Annotated in this window: 18 protein-coding genes and 5 pseudogenes; 20 read left to right on the forward strand and 3 right to left on the reverse strand. The window is 56.5% G+C overall.

Features of this window, described 5'->3' with window-relative positions:
* The first annotated feature begins 5 nt into the window (after positions 1–5).
* From NSND_RS01995 to NSND_RS22000, 14 genes and pseudogenes are all read left to right on the forward strand, one after another.
* The gene (locus NSND_RS01995) at positions 6–344 is read left to right on the forward strand and encodes an STAS domain-containing protein (protein ID WP_080877370.1); all 339 of its coding nucleotides are present in this window, start codon (positions 6–8) and stop codon (positions 342–344) included.
* A 32-nt stretch (positions 345–376) separates the two neighbouring features.
* Complete coding sequence (locus NSND_RS02000) at positions 377–727, forward strand: STAS domain-containing protein (protein ID WP_080877371.1); 351 nt, start codon at positions 377–379, stop codon at positions 725–727.
* Positions 728–750: 23 nt separating this feature from the next.
* On the forward strand, positions 751–2,019 hold the full coding sequence (locus NSND_RS02005) for a PP2C family protein-serine/threonine phosphatase (protein WP_080877372.1): 1,269 nt from the start codon (positions 751–753) through the stop codon (positions 2,017–2,019).
* A complete protein-coding gene (locus NSND_RS02010; RefSeq protein WP_159450580.1) occupies positions 2,019–2,378 on the forward strand; it encodes an Hpt domain-containing protein in 360 nt (119 codons plus the stop codon). Before NSND_RS02005 ends, NSND_RS02010 begins: the two co-directional genes overlap by 1 nt.
* Positions 2,375–3,274, forward strand: a complete 900-nt coding sequence (locus tag NSND_RS02015) for an ATP-binding response regulator (protein ID WP_080877374.1) — start codon at positions 2,375–2,377, stop codon at positions 3,272–3,274. The genes NSND_RS02010 and NSND_RS02015 overlap by 4 nt, the downstream gene beginning before the upstream one ends.
* Positions 3,275–3,378: 104 nt before the next feature.
* The gene (locus NSND_RS02020; protein WP_080877375.1) at positions 3,379–3,618 is read left to right on the forward strand and encodes a hypothetical protein; all 240 of its coding nucleotides are present in this window, start codon (positions 3,379–3,381) and stop codon (positions 3,616–3,618) included.
* A gap of 385 nt (positions 3,619–4,003) precedes the next feature.
* Positions 4,004–5,104, forward strand: coding sequence for a non-hydrolyzing UDP-N-acetylglucosamine 2-epimerase (gene wecB, locus NSND_RS02025; protein WP_080877376.1), 1,101 nt, complete (start codon positions 4,004–4,006; stop codon positions 5,102–5,104).
* 69 nt (positions 5,105–5,173) lie between these two features.
* Positions 5,174–5,401, forward strand: coding sequence for a DUF433 domain-containing protein (locus tag NSND_RS02030; RefSeq protein ID WP_080877377.1), 228 nt, complete (start codon positions 5,174–5,176; stop codon positions 5,399–5,401).
* On the forward strand, positions 5,401–5,766 hold the full coding sequence (locus NSND_RS02035; protein WP_080877378.1) for a DUF5615 family PIN-like protein: 366 nt from the start codon (positions 5,401–5,403) through the stop codon (positions 5,764–5,766). The genes NSND_RS02030 and NSND_RS02035 overlap by 1 nt, the downstream gene beginning before the upstream one ends.
* 51 nt (positions 5,767–5,817) lie before the next feature.
* Positions 5,818–6,027, forward strand: a pseudogene (locus tag NSND_RS20820) (UDP-N-acetylglucosamine 2-epimerase (non-hydrolyzing)); the annotation flags it as partial.
* Positions 6,028–6,293: 266 nt separating this feature from the next.
* Positions 6,294–6,533, forward strand: coding sequence for an AbrB/MazE/SpoVT family DNA-binding domain-containing protein (locus NSND_RS02040; RefSeq protein ID WP_080877379.1), 240 nt, complete (start codon positions 6,294–6,296; stop codon positions 6,531–6,533).
* Positions 6,530–6,925: a PIN domain-containing protein gene (locus NSND_RS02045; RefSeq protein WP_080877380.1), complete on the forward strand. Its 396-nt coding sequence runs from the start codon at positions 6,530–6,532 to the stop codon at positions 6,923–6,925. Before NSND_RS02040 ends, NSND_RS02045 begins: the two co-directional genes overlap by 4 nt.
* 3 nt (positions 6,926–6,928) lie before the next feature.
* Positions 6,929–7,162: pseudogene (locus NSND_RS02050) on the forward strand (UDP-N-acetylglucosamine 2-epimerase (non-hydrolyzing)); the annotation flags it as partial.
* Positions 7,153–7,197 (forward strand): annotated as a pseudogene (locus NSND_RS22000) (hypothetical protein); the annotation flags it as partial. The pseudogenes NSND_RS02050 and NSND_RS22000, both read left to right, overlap by 10 nt.
* Positions 7,198–7,336: 139 nt before the next feature.
* Here NSND_RS22000 and NSND_RS02060 read toward each other — a convergent pair.
* The 3 genes from NSND_RS02060 to NSND_RS02070 form a co-directional block, all read right to left on the reverse strand.
* On the reverse strand, positions 7,337–7,591 hold the full coding sequence (locus NSND_RS02060) for a Txe/YoeB family addiction module toxin (protein ID WP_080877381.1): 255 nt from the start codon (positions 7,589–7,591) through the stop codon (positions 7,337–7,339).
* Complete coding sequence (locus tag NSND_RS02065) at positions 7,588–7,839, reverse strand: type II toxin-antitoxin system Phd/YefM family antitoxin (protein ID WP_080877382.1); 252 nt, start codon at positions 7,837–7,839, stop codon at positions 7,588–7,590. Before NSND_RS02065 ends, NSND_RS02060 begins: the two co-directional genes overlap by 4 nt.
* 395 nt (positions 7,840–8,234) lie before the next feature.
* Positions 8,235–10,106: a heparinase II/III family protein gene (locus tag NSND_RS02070; RefSeq protein WP_143833349.1), complete on the reverse strand. Its 1,872-nt coding sequence runs from the start codon at positions 10,104–10,106 to the stop codon at positions 8,235–8,237.
* 361 nt (positions 10,107–10,467) lie between these two features.
* On the opposite strand from NSND_RS02070, the pseudogene NSND_RS02075 reads away from it, so the two are divergent.
* The 6 genes and pseudogenes from NSND_RS02075 to NSND_RS02100 all read left to right on the forward strand — a co-directional run.
* Positions 10,468–11,130, forward strand: a pseudogene (locus NSND_RS02075) (GDP-mannose 4,6-dehydratase); the annotation flags it as partial.
* Positions 11,131–11,420: 290 nt separating this feature from the next.
* Positions 11,421–12,758: pseudogene (locus NSND_RS02080) on the forward strand (IS1182 family transposase).
* A gap of 163 nt (positions 12,759–12,921) precedes the next feature.
* Complete coding sequence (locus tag NSND_RS02085; RefSeq protein WP_080877384.1) at positions 12,922–14,181, forward strand: glycosyltransferase family 4 protein; 1,260 nt, start codon at positions 12,922–12,924, stop codon at positions 14,179–14,181.
* 30 nt (positions 14,182–14,211) lie between these two features.
* On the forward strand, positions 14,212–15,678 hold the full coding sequence (locus NSND_RS02090; RefSeq protein ID WP_080877385.1) for a lipopolysaccharide biosynthesis protein: 1,467 nt from the start codon (positions 14,212–14,214) through the stop codon (positions 15,676–15,678).
* Positions 15,675–16,895, forward strand: coding sequence for a hypothetical protein (locus tag NSND_RS02095; RefSeq protein WP_080877386.1), 1,221 nt, complete (start codon positions 15,675–15,677; stop codon positions 16,893–16,895). The genes NSND_RS02090 and NSND_RS02095 overlap by 4 nt, the downstream gene beginning before the upstream one ends.
* A complete protein-coding gene (locus tag NSND_RS02100) occupies positions 16,870–18,075 on the forward strand; it encodes a family 10 glycosylhydrolase (RefSeq protein WP_080877387.1) in 1,206 nt (401 codons plus the stop codon). The genes NSND_RS02095 and NSND_RS02100 overlap by 26 nt, the downstream gene beginning before the upstream one ends.
* The last annotated feature ends 2 nt before the right edge of the window (positions 18,076–18,077 follow it).

Consider the following 18,077-nt stretch of genomic DNA (forward strand, 5'->3'; position numbering starts at 1 on the left):
CCATCATGAAAATTACTCAGGAAACTCATAACAAGAAAGCGACTCTGAGACTCGAAGGGAACTTTACCTACACGCAGCGCAAAGCGTTTCAGGAGGCGCTGAAGACCGTCTCCACCGATCAAGTGGAGGAAGTCGTGATCGACCTGTCGCAGGTCGCGTTTCTCGACAGCGCGGCATTGGGGTTGCTGATGATCAGCCACCGGCAGTTAGACGGCGAGAAACGCACACTCTCGCTGGCCTATCCTCAGCCGACGGTTCGCCAGATCCTCGAACTGGCGAATTTGCACAAGACGATCCCGATGATCGATGCCGGCGTGTCGACCCTGGCCAAGAAAAGCGCCTAAGGTCGCGACTGAGCTCGGGAGAGGAGCCGTGCATGCAGATCACTGAACGCCGTATCGGGCAGTCCATCATTCTCGATCTGACAGGTGAACTCAGCTACGCCAACCGCACCACGTTCAAAGCGGCGGTGGAACGGAGTAAGCGAGCCGGCTGTCGGCATCTCATTTTAAACATGCAAGGCGTTCGTTTTCTGGATAGTTCGGCTCTCGGTACGTTGGCGCTGTTGGCCCAGAGCTTTCCGGCCACGCAAGGCATGGTCAGCCTGCTGAACCCCCAGAGCCATGTCAAAGAAATCATCACCCTGGCGAATCTCCACCAGATCCTGCCGGTTTATACTTCGGAACTGGATGCCCTTGCGGGGAGCCGTCTTCCCGCGGCCGGATAACACCGGGATCAGGAGCAGCAGACGTGGCTGAGCCAGCCCATCGCATCGTGGATGAACCTCTTGCCGGGAAGGCCGCCAAGCCTGTGCCGGTCATCCTCCTCGTCGACGACGATGAGATTACCCGTATCAGTATGGCCGGGCGGCTGAAACGGTTGGGCTATCGGGTCATCGAAGCCGACGATGGAGTCGCCGGATTGGCCGCCATCCGTGCACAACGTCCCGATCTGGTGATTCTCGATTGGATGATGCCGGGTCTCGACGGCCCCAGCGTCTGCGAGGCGATCCGTGCGGACGGGGAGTTACGGTCCAGCCAAGTCGTGCTCATGACCGCCCACGACCAGCCCGAACAAATTGCGGAGGGTCTCTCGCGCGGCGCCGACGATTTTCTCAGCAAAGCGGCGAGCAAGCAGGAAGTCCTGGCGCGGGTGCAGGCCAGCCTCCGATCCAGTGCGCTGGTCCGCGAAATCGAACGCACGCGCGATGATCTCGATCGCTCTCATCGGCTGCTGTCCGCGAAGCAAGCCGAACTGGAAAGCGAACTGCAATCGGCCGCGGATTTCGTGCGCGCGCAGCTTCCTCTCCCCGGCATGCCGGCTCCGGGAGTCAGCATGCAGTGGGCCTACCAACCGTCTCTCGCCTTGGGCGGCGACTTGTTTCAGGTCAGCGCCTGGGGCTCCGAGACGCTCGGGCTCTATATTCTCGATGCGTCGGGCCACGGTGTGGCGGCCGCCTTGCGTGCCGTCGCACTGATGAGTTTCTTGCGTGAAGACAATCTCGCGAAAGCCGTCGGCAGTTTCGATCCGGGGGCTATCATCACGGAAGCGAACCGTCGGTTTCCGCTGACCCAGGACGGGGAATATTTCACCCTGTGGGTCGGGCGTCTGCATCTTCCGTCGCGGACCTTATCGTATGCGGCAGCGGGGCACTGCGGCGCCTTTCTCCATTCCCTAGAAGGTGCCTCGCAATGGTTAACTTCAGCGAGCCTCCCGCTCGGGTTCGATCCGACCATCGCCTTCGACAGTGCGACCGCACACTTGCAGCCTCGGGATCGTCTGTATCTTCTGAGTGATGGGATCTATGAAGCCCCGTCGCCGACAGGGGAACTGTGGGGCAGGGACCGTTTGCAGGCCACACTGGAAAGGCACCGTACACACACGTTGGCGCACAGCATCGGAGATACCATGACCACGGCTCGACAATGGCTGGGGGGCGACATTTTCCCCGACGATGTCGCGCTTCTCGGCGTCGAAGTGCTGGACGGCGGCTCGGCCTCGGCAAAGGAGAAGTCGTAATGGAAGCTCAGCCCGTCATGGACCTGGCAGCCGCCATGGAACGGTTCGACGGCGATCAGGACTTATTTCTGACCCTGGCCGAGATGTTTCTCGAGCGTTCGCCCGCCGCACTCGCGGCAATCCAGACCGCCCTCGCAGATAAGAATCTTCCGATGCTGGCCAAGGAAGCGCACAAATTGAAGGGATCGGCCATGGAGTTCTGCGCTCGCCCGACCGTGGCCGCTGCGGCGCAGCTTGAAGAATCAGCCCGACAGTCGGCCGTGAGCGAGACGGCGGCGATGGGAGAGCAGGTCCATGCCGAAGTGCAGCGACTAACGGCCGCCCTGCAGGTGATCATCGAGAAAGGATTTCCTGCGTGACACGTCCCGCCGCATCCAGAACGCTGTTGGTCGTGGAGCCCTGTGCCGAAACGCTGGCCATGGTCCTGGAACAGGCGAAGACTCGAGACCTCTCGATCATGACAGCTCCTGATCCGCATGTGGCCTTGGCGATGATGGACATGGCGTCGCCGGATGTGCTCATGACCGACCTGTTTCTTCCTGAGCCGAACGGGATGATGCTGATCCGCGAAGCGCTCAAGCGAAACGCACGGACGGCGGTCATTGCGACCACCCGGGCTGGGAATGAACAGGCTCTCCTGGAAGCTGTTCGAGCCGGCGCGGGAGATTGTCTGTACAAACCGGCCCGGGCAGAAGAACTCGGCATGGCCCTGGATCGGGCGCTCCGGAGAATCCCTCAGACCATCGACGATGTCCCGGGCATCGAGCAGTTGGAGTATCGTCTGGTCATCGGAACCGATCCCGGAGACGTGGAATCCTGCGTGACCTGGCTGATTGAGAGTACGGCTATGGGGCTTCCCGAAACCCAACGGCTGCGCCTTCGCACAACCTTGATCGAGCTGATTGTCAATGCGGTGGAACATGGCAGCCTTGAAATCTTCTATCGGGAAAAACATGAGGCGTTGAGCACCGATCGCTTTGATGACCTGATCGCTGAACGACGCCGCAACCCCCGCTTTGCCCAACGTCGCGTCATCGTCCGAGCGCTGTATGACAAGTTCCACCGCCGCATGCGGTATGCGATCACGGATGAAGGAAACGGCTTCACCTGGAACCGCTTCCTGACGCGATCGGATCAACCCTGCGACAGTCGCGACGCAAACGGGCGCGGCGTATTCCTCGCCAAGGCCTTCTTTCCCGATCTCACCTACAACGAGCGCGGAACCGAGGTCACGTTTTCTGTACCGCTGCCCTAGGGCGCTCAGTCGCCGGCACCCCGGCTTGACGCGCAACGTAACCACAGTTTATCTTCCCGTCGTCGATCTCATTCTCTTGTGACACGCTCACTCGTGAGGCACCCATGACTCGTTGCACGCGCCTGACGCTCTCCCTCGTATTCCTCTCCCTGTTAGCCGGGTGCAGTACCAGCGAATGGGTGCATCCGAACCGCCCGAAGGATCAATTCACCCAGGATTACAACAAGTGTCAAGCCGACACGCTGCGCGATCCCAAGCTGCAACAGGGCATTCAGTTGCTCATCATTCAGGCCACCGAGCGCTGCGTCCAGAAACAGGGATGGCGCTTGGTGGAAAAAGAGTAGGCGAGCGCGTCTGTATCGTTTCCAAGCCGATCGAGCCCCCTCCGGAATGATTCGCTCCACATGCCTGTTCGCCCGGCTGAGCTTCAACGGGTGAACGGTTCGACTCGCAACACCGCCCCCCGGTATCAATGCCCGCCCGCGCGTGAACAGAGCCGTTTTTGTTGACTGACGGGTCCGGCTCCGCTATGTACATGGTGAGACGCCCCTCGCCATAACATTCCGTCGGTTTTACCACGTGCATCCCGGATCAGCCGGGGCCGTGCACCGGTATCGGGCCGTCGCTCAACTCATCGTCGCTTGAGCATGTACGCAGTGAACCTCATGGCCCTGCCTCGCCGGCGAGGACTGAATCGCAGATTGCACAAACCCAGACAGGATTAGATTTATGAAACGTATCGATCTCATCGCCGGCGCCCGGCCGAATTTCATGAAAATCGCGCCGATCATCGACGCCTTGAATGCCGCTCGCTCGAACGGCAGCGAGTTGCGCTTCCGCCTCATCCATACGGGACAACACTACGATCGAGCCATGTCGGGAAGCTTTTTCGAAGAGCTCGGCATACCGGATCCGGACATCAATCTGGAGGTGGGATCGGGGACGCAGGCCGAGCAAACGGCCGGTATTATGGTGAACTACGAGCGGGTCCTGACGAAAGAGAAGAGCGACCTTTGTCTGGTCGTCGGGGACGTCACCTCAACCATGGCCTGTTCGATCGTGGCGCGCAAAATGGGCATTCCCGTGGCCCATGTGGAAGGCGGTATCCGCTCGAACGACTGGACGATGCCGGAGGAGATCAACCGCGTGGTGACCGATTCCATTACCAATTGGTTCTTCACGACCAGCGACACCGCCAACGATAATCTACGCCGGGCCGGTATCACGGATGACCGGATTTTCTTCGTCGGCAACACCATGATCGACACGTTATTAAAGCAGCTCCCGCGTTTGCGTCCGCCGGCCTGTTGGAGTTCGCTCGCGCTGGAACCGAACCGGTACTTCGTCGTGACCCTGCACCGTCCCGCGAATGTGGATGGCGAGCAGCAATTGCTTGGACTGCTGAAGGCCATTGCAGACGGTACTCACGGGTTGCCGGTGGTCTTTCCGGTGCACCCGCGTACCGCCAAGAATTTGCGTGAAGCCGGTAAGACGCTTCCTTCCATGCACTATGTCGATCCGCTGGGTTACCTTGAATTCAACTATCTCGTCAAACACGCCCGCGGGGTGATTACCGATTCAGGCGGCATCACCGAAGAAACGACCGTGCTCGGCGTGCCCTGCCTGACCTTGCGCGATAACACCGAACGGCCGGAGACCGTCACGATCGGGACCAACGAGTTGATCGGAACCGATCCGCGCAAACTCCCTCCGGCCCTTGCGCGCGTGATGGCCGGACAGTGGAAGAAGGGCGCGATTCCGCCGAAATGGGACGGGAAAGCGGCGGAGCGCATCGTGGCACATCTGAAGGACCTACTGGCGGGGCAATAAAAGAGCGGTGACGGTCGCCACCTGGGCCTGCAACATGACACACGACTCTCCAATAGAATGGAGGACACCATGAAAGAATTGAATCGTATCACCATGGACCCAGCGGTCATGGGGGGGAAACCTTGTATCCGGGGTATGCGAGTGACCGTCGGGACAATCGTGGGTGTAATGGCGACGGGAAAAGCGATTGAGGAAGTGTTGGCGGCCTATCCCTACATCGAACGGGAGGATATTTTGCAAGCATTAACCTACGCAGCCTGGCGTTCAGAGGAAAAAGACCTTCCATTGGTTTCCTGATGAAGTTTCTTCTCGACATGAATCTTACGCCTGACTGGCTACGCGTGTTCACTGCGGCAGGGTGGGACGCCATCCACTGGTCGACCATCGGCGATCATCGCGCGACCGACGAAGTCATTATGAAATGGGCCAGAGACAATGCTTATGTAATCGTCACGCATGATCTAGATTTCTCAGCATTGCTCGCCGCAACACGGGCAGTCGGCCCAAGCGTCATACAGGTGCGCACACAGAACGTGCTGCCCGACGCGCTTCGAGTCGTGCTCATCAATGCAATCGAGCAATTTCGCCGGGAACTCGAAGAGGGGGCGCTGATCTCTATTGACCCCCAACGCGCCAGAGCACGAATCTTACCGTTTGACTAGCCGGCGAACCGAAGAAATGCACCGCTCGTTCTTGAATGTGGTTCCGAATGATGCCTGGCTGTTCATGATAACACCGAACGACCGGAGACCGTGACGATCGGGACCGACGAACTGATCGGAACCGATCTGCGCAAACTCCCTCCGGCCCTCGAGCGCGTGATGGCCGGGCAATGGAAGAAAGGCGCGATTCCTCCCAAATGGGACGGCAACGCGGCAGAGCGCATCGTGGGACATCTGGAAACGCTGCTCGTCTCTGAATAAACCGGTCGAAGGGACATGAGCCCCGATTATTCATGAATGCCGTCGCGAGGCGTTCGAGACCGACGCCCGCCGGGGCTTCTCGTACGCGAGGCCGACGCAGGCGTACCGACAGTCCGTCGAGGAGGCCGAACGAGAACGTCCCCACCGGGCGAGAGGATCGGACCCCGGAGCAGATACGCATGAAGAGTCCGGGCTAAGGCCATGACCTTGTGCTTCTTCTATCGTTACGCTAATGTAATGAATAGTTGTTACTGTAAGGAGGCAGAATGTCCACGTCGACGTTGACGAGCAAAGGCCAAACCACCATACCGATAGAGGTGCGGAAGCAGCTCAATCTCCATCCCGGAGATCGTCTGGAGTTTGTGATCGATGAAGATGGACGTGTCTTGATTTTGCCCGCGAGTATCGATGCATCGGAACTTGCCGGCATGCTCAAGCGGCCCGCTAAGCCGGTCAGTGTCACTGCGATGAATCAAGCGATTCGCAAGCGCGGGGCACGGCGATGATCGGAATCGATACCAATGTCCTCATCAGACATTTGGTGCAGGACGATCCCGGACAGTCGCGCGCTGCAACCCACATCATTACGAAGCAATGCACACGTGACGATCCGGGGTTCATCAATCGCATCGTGTTGTGTGAAATGGTCTGGGTGCTGGAAAGCGCGTATGGGTATTCAAAGGCGACCGTTGTGAGCGTGCTGGACAAACTCTTGCGAACGAGCCAGTTCAAGATAGAGGATCCTCAGTCAACGTGGACGGCCTTTCGTATGTATCAACATGGAAAGGCGGACTTTGCGGATTGTTTGTTGGGAGCCACCAATCGGTTAGCCGGCTGCGACTCGACGGTCACCTTCGATCAAGCCGCAAGCAAGTTGGAAGGGTTCCGGGCGCTGTAGACCCCCTGTCTGACCCTGCATGACAACACAGAACGGCCGGAAACCGTCACGATCAGGACCAACGAGTTGATCGGAACCGATCCGCGAAAAATCCCTCCGGCCCTTGCGCGCGTGATGACCGGCCAGTGGAAGAAGGGCGCGATTCCGCCGAAATGGGGCGGCAAAGCGGCAGAGCGCATAGTGGGACATCTGAAAACGCTGCTCGCCTCTGAATATGGTACCGGGGTATGCGAGTGACCGTCAGGACGATTGTGGGTTTATCGGCGGCGGGAAATGCGATTCAGGAAGTGTTGGGGGCCTATCCCTCCATCGAATGGTCCAGAGACCATGCCTGTGTAACGGAAAACGAGGGCAAGAGTCTTCCCATCGATCAACACTCAGCTTGCCCCAATTATTCCACTACCGAGCGCTTCAGTAATGGAAACGCAGCTGAGCGATCATCAGAGCATCACTCTCGACGCGGTACACCATGCGATGTTCATCGGTTATTCGGCGCGACCAGAATCCTGAAAGCGCATGCTTCAATGGTTCAGGCTTGCCCATGCCCGCGAATGGCTGACGCTGTGTCTCGCGTATCAGCTTGTTGATTCGCTCGACCATGCGCCTGTCTTGCTGTAGCCAGTACAGATAATCTTCCCAGGCCTCCTCGGCGAAGATCAGCTTCACTTGGCCAACTTCCGCTGAACCCCTTTGCCGGCGTTCAGCTGTGCCGCGGCAGCAAGCAGACGTGTGGCATTGGCGGGGGTGCGCAAGAGATAGGCGGTTTCTTCAAGCGCCTTGTAGTCTTCGAGCGAGAGCATGACGACGGACTGTTCTCCGTTGCGAGTAATGATCAAGGCTTCATGGTCGTCGCACACGCGGTCCATGGCGCTTGCAAGGTTTGCGCGAACGGCAGTGTAGGTGATCGCATCCATAGCGGGCTCCTTATCTGTACGTCTTACTGTACAGTTGTGGCAGTCGAATGTCTAGCCTTCCGGACAAACTCTCATTCTGACATCGCGAAACTGACCCTGTGCCCGAGTCTGGGTATGACGAACACGGCACACATCAGCCCTGTGATCGTCGGCTAATCGGAATAGAGGATGCGTGGTCGCGCGGAGACGGGAAACGAAGCGATCGCCGGGGAAAACTCCTAGCCCGGATTATTCATGAATGCCGTCGCGAGGTCTGCGAGGCCGAAGCCCGCCGTGACTTCTCGCAAGCGAGGCCGACGAAGGCGGACTCGCAGTCCGTCGAGAAGGCCGAACGAGAACAACCCTGCCGGGCGAGAGGATCGGACGACTGAGCAGGCATTCATGAATAGTCCAGGCTACACGAAGCGCAAACGAGTCATGAATTCATGCGGGATCGAACCGGTGTAATCGACTCGCAGCGTCGTAATCGGATCCTTTGAGCCGTACCGTTTCGAAGCCCATCCACCCACCGGTTGCACGCTACCCTCACAGAGCGTACTCGCGCCACCTTCAATGGTGAGCAGGAGCGGGTGATCGAACCCTTCCAAACGATAGCCTCCATCCACAGGAATCGGCCGGCAGCCCAAATGCCAATTGAGTTCCACATGATGGGTGCCGGTGCCCGTAAGCCAGTCCCAAATCATCCAGGAGCCGGGCGGCTCATACGACACCCCGCGTAAATGGGTCACACCCAATCGATCCTTGTATCCATAGTGCCTCGCGATCACGGTGATTTTCCCTTCCGGTGTCTCATCTTTGTAGACCAGGCGAGTCTCGAAGGGCAGTGACCAGGCCAACGGGCCGTCCTGGACCGCCTGATCCAGCCCGTCGATGGTCACCGTATTGTGGGCCCGTGTACTGCGAAAATACATCCGCCACTCTTCATTGCCGGCGCAGGTGTAGGTGCCCGGGTCGATCAACACATCGCGCGCGCCGACCTGAAGAAACAGAGACAGGGCGTCGGCATGACCGTGCGCAAACCGGGGCGCCATGCCCAATGCACCATGATCGAAAATCGCCTTGTCCTGCATCCGGCCGCGAATAATCGAATAGCCGGAGAGATGAAAGGTGGTCAGCCCGGGGGAATGCGGCTTGTGAGGGTGAGCGAAATGCATGTACGGAGAGAGCGCGTGTTCATCCTCACCTTCCCCGATCCGCGGCAGGCTCCCGTCGGTGGAATTGCGGAACTCCGAGAGAAAATCGCAGCTGCGCGCGAACACCTGGCGGATCTTTTCCGGAACGGGCGCCTGCCGATGATCGAGCAGCGACAGCACCATCCCGTAGAGATCCGTGCAGAACTGAAGGTACCCCATTCCCTGTTCCTGACTACCGCCGTCATGACTGATATGCCGGGGAGTTTCTTCTTCCAGCAGGTAATGCCCGAAGGCGAGCCAGCGCTCGGCCATGTCCAGTTCAGGCAGGAGACTGCCCGCATAGATCAACGCCACCGCCGCGGCCAATGTGTCACGAGGAGTAGTCAGGCGCAGCGACAGGCGTTTCCGGATCAGCTCCGCATGGCCGAACATGAGGGTCAGCAGCGCAGGCCACAGCGGCGCAGAGTCGGGCACCAACGGGCGGAGTGCATCCACGGTATGACACACGGCCAGCAGTCGAAGTGCGCATTCCGTCGGGGAGATATAGTGGATCCCGGTCAAAAAAAGATTCGCCTCGACCCAGGAGACGAGCTGAGCCTCCACCGCCGCCACGGCGCTGGTGCGCACGGCCGGGTCAGCCTGTTGCGCCAGCAGGGCCAGGAGCACCAGGTGCTGAAGGCGTGAAGGCTCCCATGCGATACGAATATCTCCGCAGGGGTTGCCGGCATGAACCGGAATGTCGGCAAAAAACCGGCGCGGCCACAGCGCTCCCGTATCCGGCGCTCGATGCCAACAGGAGCCATCGGGAGCCCAGGCCCAGGAATACCCGAAGATGGTGACGACGCCTTTGAGCAACGCGTCCAACTGTCCGTCATCGGCCGGAAGATGCCAGGGCAGGGAAGGCAGCAGCGGCGAGGGACTCGTGCAGAATGAGTACCGCGGCACATCCTGCGCGGAAAATTGTCGATGGAGCGATTGCCTGCCGAGCCCCTGCCGCAGGTGGAGCAGCGAAAACAGCGCCCGTTCCCGCGCATGGCTCCACCATTCCAGACGTCCAGGCGCAGCGAGCGCTTTCACCGACGAGGCGAGGCGTTGGGGAAGGGCATCGGGATTGAATGAAAGCGTTACGCGCAATGACACGCCATACAGAATGAGTGGGAAAGAAAATTGTGAACAAGGCTCCGTCCATTCGGCCTTGGTAAGGTGCACCGTCGATGAAGGCACAGTACATTCGTCGTGCGCTGAGGTCAATGCCGAAATACCACGTAAAGACCGGCCGTCAGTCCTGACACAGTTCAGTGCGGCAATCCGCGGTGAGTGTGTCACGATAAGACATCGTCTGTATGGATCTGGAGCCAGTGGCGAACGGCACTAACACTACGTAGCGGAATTGTGATAAGGAACAAGGCTCTCCAAGTCAGGTGAGCGTACTCCGCCTGACCCGCGACACCCGCAGGTGTGCTGTTGAGCCAAGAAAGAGGGAGCAACGCGACGCGTGAAGAAAGCACTCATCACAGGTATCAGCGGACAAGACGGGTCGTATCTGGCAGAACTACTGCTGGCCAAAGGTTATGAAGTCCATGGGATCGTCCGTCGCTCCAGTTCCTTAAATACGGCCCGCATCGACGGTATCTACCAGGATCCGCACGTGCCGGAAGCGCGGTTGCGGCTCGTCTACGGAGATCTGAACGACGCCAGTTCGCTGAATCGAATCCTCCGCACGATTCAACCGGATGAAATTTACAACTTAGGCGCCCAAAGCCACGTGCGCGTCAGCTTCGATGTGCCCGAGTACACCGCAGAAATCACCGCGCTGGGAACCGTCCGCCTTTTGGAGGCCATTCGGGAGTCCGGAATCAAACCCAAGTTTTACCAGGCCTCCTCCAGCGAAATGTTCGGCAAGGTGCAGGAAATTCCGCAGCGGGAACAGACCCCGTTTTACCCGCGCAGTCCCTATGGCGCCGCCAAAGTGTATGCCCACTGGATCACGGTCAATTATCGCGAGGCCTACGATCTCTTTGCCTGCAGCGGCATCTTATTCAATCATGAATCCCCTCGACGCGGCGAAACCTTCGTGACCAGAAAAATCACGCGGGCCGCGGCTCGAATCAAGTTGGGGGTTCAGAAAGAACTGTACCTCGGCAATCTCGATGCCAAACTGCCTTGCACAAGTTGCTGACGATCCTCAAATGCGATGCTGAAACATCGGAGGCTCTGGCGGCAGATGGAGACACAGCATGCCTAAGGAAGGTCTGATTAATTCCTGACTTTGATGAGTCGGTGTCTAAAACAGAGGGAATCTAACTCATTGCTGTCTGGAATTTTGGATTAATCAGACCTTCCCTAAATCACAAGACTGTTGCTTTTTTTTCTCACAGCTAGGAGCCTGTCCGAGTAACGCCTAACTTTTGACTGGACAGGCAATACGCGATGTGGTTTCTCTGCTGCATGGCGAAAAGATTCAAATCGTGGGACGTCGATCAGCTGGTGCTGCTGCCTCCAGCGATTCAGGAACTGGTACCCACGGGACATCTGGCACACTTCGTGCGGGACATGGTCCGAGACTCGCTGGACCTGTCGGCAATCCTGAAGACCTACACGGAAGATCGCGGGTTTCCGCGGTACGACCCCGTCATGATGACCGCCCTGGTGCTCTATTCCTACTGCCAAGGACGCTACGCCTCGCGGCGGATCGCGAAGGCGTGGGAGGAGCGGGTAGATTTCATGGCGGTGACCGCCCGCCAGGCACCAGACTTTCGCACGGTTAGCGATTTTCGGAAGCGCCATCTCACGGCGTTGGGCGAGCTGTTCACGCAAGTGCTCAAGCTATGCCAGAAGGCGGGGTTGGTCACGTTGGGGCATGTCGCGCTCAATGGAACGAAACTCAAGGCCAACGCCTCGAAGCACAAGGCGATGAGTGATGGCCGCATGCAACAGGCCGAAGCGGACCTGGCTGCGACGGTGCAGGGGTGGCTGGAGAAGGCGGAGGCCCTCGATGCCCGAGAAGATGTGGAGTGGGGCCGAGACCGTCGTGGGGATGAACTGCCAGCGTGGAACACGGAGAAACAGCACCGGCTGGAGAAGATTCGGCAGGCGAAGATCGCCTTGGAGGCAGAGGCTCCTGCGACCGCCCAGGCCACGCACACGCGTCGTGCGGGCAATGCCGAGGCTCGGCCTCAGCGCGGCCGCCTGCCCATACACCCGCCAGGCGTCCCTCGGGACAGGGCCCAGCGCAATTTCACCGATCCCGAGAGCCGATTCATGAAGACGACAGAGGGCTTCGTGCAAGGAGACAACGCGCAGGCGGCGGCGGATGCGGCCAGCCAGATCATCGTGGCGCCCCGAGTAACGGCGGCAGCCAACGACCGGCAGCAACTCGCTCCGATGGTGGCCCAGATCAAGCAGAATACCGGTCGGCAGGCACGGGAGTTATCGGCCGATGCTGGACTACAGTTCTGAAGCCAACTTCCGAGAGCTGAATCGGCGTCATATCCATAGTTACGTCACGACGGGTCGGCAACAACACGGGCAGGCCTCGGCCGGCGGAAACCGTCAGGCGAAGACTGGGCTCGAACACGAGCCATGCAGGTGAAGCTGAGACGGGGTGGTCGTCGCAGTCGATATCGGCTGCGCAAGCAGACCGTGGAGCCCGTCTTCGGCCAGATCAAACAGGCGCGTGGGTTTCGGCAGGTGCTGCTGCGGGGGATCGAGAAGGTGACACAGGAGTGGAGTCTGGTGTGCAGCGCCCATAACCTCCTGAAACTGGCGAAGGCCCTCACCAGGTAAGGGTGTGAGCCCGGCACGATTCCGCCTTGAGGTTCAACGCGGCCGAGTTCCTCGGGGCATGTCATCCCGCCCCTTCCCAATGAGAACATCTGAGCAGCTTCTAAGAAAGCCGGCTTTAATCGCTCGTCGGATCATTAATCGGACGGGCTCCTAGGGAGCAAGAATGACCATCGGGCAGACGAGGCGAGACAGATTGCGATTCGTTTTTCTGGCAGCCGACCCCTTTCCTCCAGTTCGCCCAGATGTGATGACCTTGTTTGGTCGGGAGCTTATTCGCCTGGATCATCAGATTACCTGGATACTCACCTCTAAAAATCCAGCTGAGCCGCGGCTGGAATTATTATGGCCCTGTGGTCCGCTATACCTTGGTGGGCGGCGAAGTGGTACCAGTTTTGTAACCAATCTGTATAATCGGTGGCGTGACCTCCTAAACGACCTGAAGCTCATTAAGATTCTCCGAACCGGATCCTTTGATTTCGTGCAGCTGAAAGACAAGTTTCTGGCTGTCATCCCGACGATATTGATCGCCAAGTGGTACAAGACTCCCTTTTTCTATTGGCTCTCATTTCCTTACCCGGAAGAGGCCCAGTATCTTGCCGATGAGAGCCACGGACCGACGAGGTACTACCAGCTGGTACGATACTGGTTATTCAACCTAATTCTCTACAAGATTGCGCTCCCGGCTGCATCACATGTGTTTGTTCAAAGCACCCGCATGAAAACCACTCTTGTAATACACGGCATTTCTCCCGAAAAGATTACTCCTGTGCCAATGGGAGTTTCGTTAGTCGATATTCCTCAGTTAACACCCACTCAAAATACTAATGCCCGAGAGCCAAATCAGCCATACTATTTAGTTTATCTGGGAAGCTTGAGTCATCTCCGAAAGTTGGGATTTCTTTTGCGCGCATTTACTATCATTCAACGCGCAGAGCCAAGGACCCATCTAGTTTTCGTGGGAGGAGGAAATTGTCAGGAAGATGAACATGCTCTGAAGGAAGAGGCCCACGCACTCGGACTTCAGAGTCTCCTCACCATCACCGGTCTACTCCCGCGTCAGGAGGCCTGGGCACATGTCCTGAAGGCCGATGTATGCTTGTCCTACATTCCACCTTCACCAGTTTTTGACGTGGGGAGTCCAACGAAACTAGTCGAATATCTAGCACTCAATAAAGCGGTCGTTGCAAATGACCATCCAGAGCAACGTGAAATTCTGACGCAAAGTGGAGCAGGACTGTGCGTAGCGTCAACCGAACAGGCGTTTGCTGAGGGGGTCCTTCATCTCTTGAGTCATCCTGAAGAAGCCAAATTGATGGCTGAGCGCGGTCGCCCCTATATTGCTTCGAGGCGCGATTATCCTTTGCTTGCTGAAATGCTTGAGCAGAAGTACTTCACAATCCTCCAGCGCCACAGCAATTCTTAGCCCTTGATTCCACAGCGCGAGATCTAGACTATGTTCATCCGAAATGTATTCCATCTCGGCCTTGCAAATGTGGCTGCTCAAGTACTGAGTCTTTTAATTGTTCCGCTGCTTACCCGACTGTACAGTCCGCTGGACTATGGCGCATTCTCAATTTACCTCGCAGTCCTGAGTACTCTGATTCCTATCTCAAGCCTGCGGTTTCATACAGCGATTGCTATCGCAACGAAGTCTGAGGATTCAATGGCGGTATTCATGATCGCCCTGGGCGTGTTGGGTTTTGGAACTACATTTCTATTCCTACTCATCTCACCGATTCTCTATTGGGATGTCTTGCCAGATAAGTGGAGTGGTAGCGGAATTCATGCCTTGCTATGGATATTGCCGCTCAACTTCGCTGCAATTGGGGTGTCTCAATTACTAACGTCCTGGCTCATGACTCATAATGACTATCGTTCTACCGCGGCTGCCCGTGTTGCAGAGTCATTTTCAGATCGGGCAGTTAGCTGTCTCTGCGCACTCTCGTCAATCACACAACATCTCGGCCTCGCCTGGGGACGTCTTCTTGGATCGGTGACGTCAACGTATGTTTTACTACGAGCTGCTCGCCGTTCTTATGAAAGAGGAATGTGGGCATCGCTCTCACTGCTACAACTATTTCGCATCATGAGTCGTTACCGCCATTTTGCGCTGGTTTCTTCGTGCGCCACTCTGTGCGATAGTGCTGCACGTCAAGCGCCCGCATTGTTGCTCGCCATCTACTATTCGCCAGTGACTACTGGGTACTATGCACTTGCTTTTCAAGTTGCGAATGTCCCCTTACTCATTGCCGGGGATGCACTGGCTAGTACCTTTTTTCAAAGAGCTATACTCAATCGCGGAAATTCTGCGAAGCTGGCAAATGATACGCTTAGGCTTTTTCGGACTATGTTGTGCGTGATTATACCCGTGACACTGGCGTTATGGTTTCTAGGAAAACCCTCCTTTCGTCTGGTATTCGGGGCCTCCTGGGAACAGGCCGGCGCCTATGCAGAAGTCCTCGCAATCGGTTTCCTCTTTATGTTTTTGCACCGCCCTTTGAGCGTGCTTTTCGATGTATTCGAAGCCCAGACGGCTCGCTTGTGGTTTGACACCATAAATCTCGCACTTCGAACCATAACCATTATTGGATTAGCATCTTGGTTTCAGGATCCGACAATTGTATTAATCGGCATTACTACGGTCAGTGCAGGTTTGTATGGGATTGGAATTCTGTATCTTCTTCAAGTCGCTGGTGTAACCGTTCACCAGAGCGTGTCTTTACTCTCCAGACAGGCACTACTCTTCGTTCCTTTAGGACTCGCGCTCTGGCTCATTGTACCGATGGGCATCGCTGCTCAGCCCAATATTGCCCTCGCACTATTCGCACTCGCCTCGCAAGCATTCATGTTGTTTCATTATGAGAGAGAAACCATTTCGCTCGTGGCATCATTGGCGACACCAAGACAGCGTACCTCATGAAATGGACTAAGATATTGCTTTGCGCCGCCCTGGCATGGCTCCCATTTTCAGTAGGAGCCGCAACATTCGAAGTCGGTCTTGTGACGCTAACACTTTACATGACGAGCATTCTGCTCCTAATCCCCATGGCGCTCTATCGTAAACTCATTGGGAAATATCCGTTTGGTCTTCGTCTGATAGACTATGGAATCATCTTGCTCTGCAGCTCATACCTTACGTCCACACTCTTTGCCAGCAATCCTCTGGGTGCAGGATACCTTGCCGTCCATGCCATCTTTGTTCCTGTAGCATCGTATTATGTAATTAAGGCTCTCGTCGAGACGGAAAAGGAATACCGACATACAATCACAGCTCTGACAATTGGATTTTCGCTGTTCTCCTTGGTGGCGTTGGCGGCTTTCATTGAATCCGGAATGACCATGCGCGTGCGCGTCTTGTCTCGGGATGCGATTGCGGTCAGTACCATGAGTATGGTCGCCCTAGTTGTTCTCTTTATCTCTACAACTGCTCCGCGCCTTATCCGCAGGCTCGGTATATTGGCAAGCATGGGTGGACTCGTAGCCTCGATGGCGCGTTCCTATCTTGTGCTCCTTGTCTTTGCTCCAGGGATCTGGCGAATCGTTCGAGCCGGAAGGGGGTTCCTCTTGATTGTGATATTTCTAGGAGCAAGTCTTGGAGGAACTCTGTTCTTGTCGTCCAACTTAGAGCTGATGAAAGCTAAAGGGTGGAAGCCTGGCCAGGAAAATGGCATTGAACGACTAACAAATATCGAGTACTGGAAGGAGGGCCTTCACGGCCGCTTACTCACATTTCGAGAAAGCCTCCGCCACTTTGAAGCAGCACCCATCTTTGGGACAGGATTACGGCCACCCGACGAGTTGGGCTCTACGGTTCATAATTTCCATCTGGAATGGTTAGAGTACGGTGGAGTGGCTGGATATTTGCTGTGTGCCGGCATCCTTCTCCTTCACTTTATGTCCAGTCAAACAATTGCTGTAACTGATCCCTGGTGTGCAGGAAACCTCACGATGATGTTCCTTCTCTTTGCCAACGGCCTTACCAATGGGATGATGCACGGGCTCATGCCATACCTTTTCTTTATTCTCCTGGGGCTCAATGAGGCTCGGCTGAACATCTCCAAGCAAGGCAGCACAGTTCCTCCGCAAGGAGTGATAGAAAACCGGAGCACGCATGAACCACGTATTCTTGGGTTCTAATATGCGCCTACAAAACCCCGCCTTCCAACATGGGCAATGGCTGGGATCAGTGTTCCCACTTCTTGCCTGGCTTATTCTTATTGGCATTCAAATGGCCTTCCCCCTCGCTTCTTCGGCAGAAGTATCTCCAAAGCCAGGCCGTGTACTCTTCGATGAAGATTTTTCATGGCTGACTCAAGAGGGAGCCGACCGCTTGCTCCAGCATGCCCAAGAAGCTGGCTTTGACACTATCATCCCATGTGTCTGGCACGGTCGAGGTGTAACATGGCCATCGAAGCGCGCCCCACGAGAGCCTCGATGGGAGCAGACCGTCAACCAAAACCCAGACCCTCTTGGATACCTCATCAAGAAGGCCCATGCCCTGGGAATCAATGTTCATCCTTGGTTTACGGTAGGACTTCGCCAAAAAGATTTCTTTTCGGAATTTGCGGAGCCTGGCACGCCCGAAAAGTCGTTCAATTGGCATCATGCAGGATTTCAAGACTGGATGGTTGGGATCATCCTCGAAGTCGTCCAGAAATATGATATCGACGGACTTAATCTAGACTATGTCAGGACGAAAGGGCACTGCACCGGCTCGTCTTGTGAACGGAATTACGAACTAACACGCCACCGCAATTTGCTGAGAGACATCGCTTCCCGATCCTTCGATCAAGCAGCTAGGGAATCGCTGATTATTTGGAATAATCATGCTGTCGGAAGTCTGATCGAGCTCGTTGCCCAAGAGGGGAGGCGTATTCGGCCAGGCCTGTTCATCACCATTGACTCATTGGCTGGCGATCAACAGTGGATGGAGCAGGGTGCTAATGGGCTGGTTTGGGCACAAAACGGATGGATCGACCTTATCTACCATATGGACTATGGCAATCCATTAAACACTTCATTTCTCACTCAGTTACGGCGGACAATTACAGATCGGACCAAGGTGGCAATCCTCATTGGGAACTACGAAGTTAACCCTTCCAACCCAGCGCTTACGACCGCAAGATCCTCAACTCAAGTCCTGCAGCTCCTTGCGCAAAGTCGTGAGCTTTGGCCGGAAAGTTCGGTCACCGCCCTCTACGAGTATCGATTCTTGACAGACGAACAGATTGCGGCCTTGCGTGCGGGTCCGTTCAAGCCTTCGGATCGAACAGGTAATGCACTACTCGAGCCCCCTACTAATATAAGGATCCATTGAAG

It is taken from the genome of Nitrospira sp. ND1, from assembly GCF_900170025.1.
Lineage (GTDB): Bacteria > Nitrospirota > Nitrospiria > Nitrospirales > Nitrospiraceae > Nitrospira_A.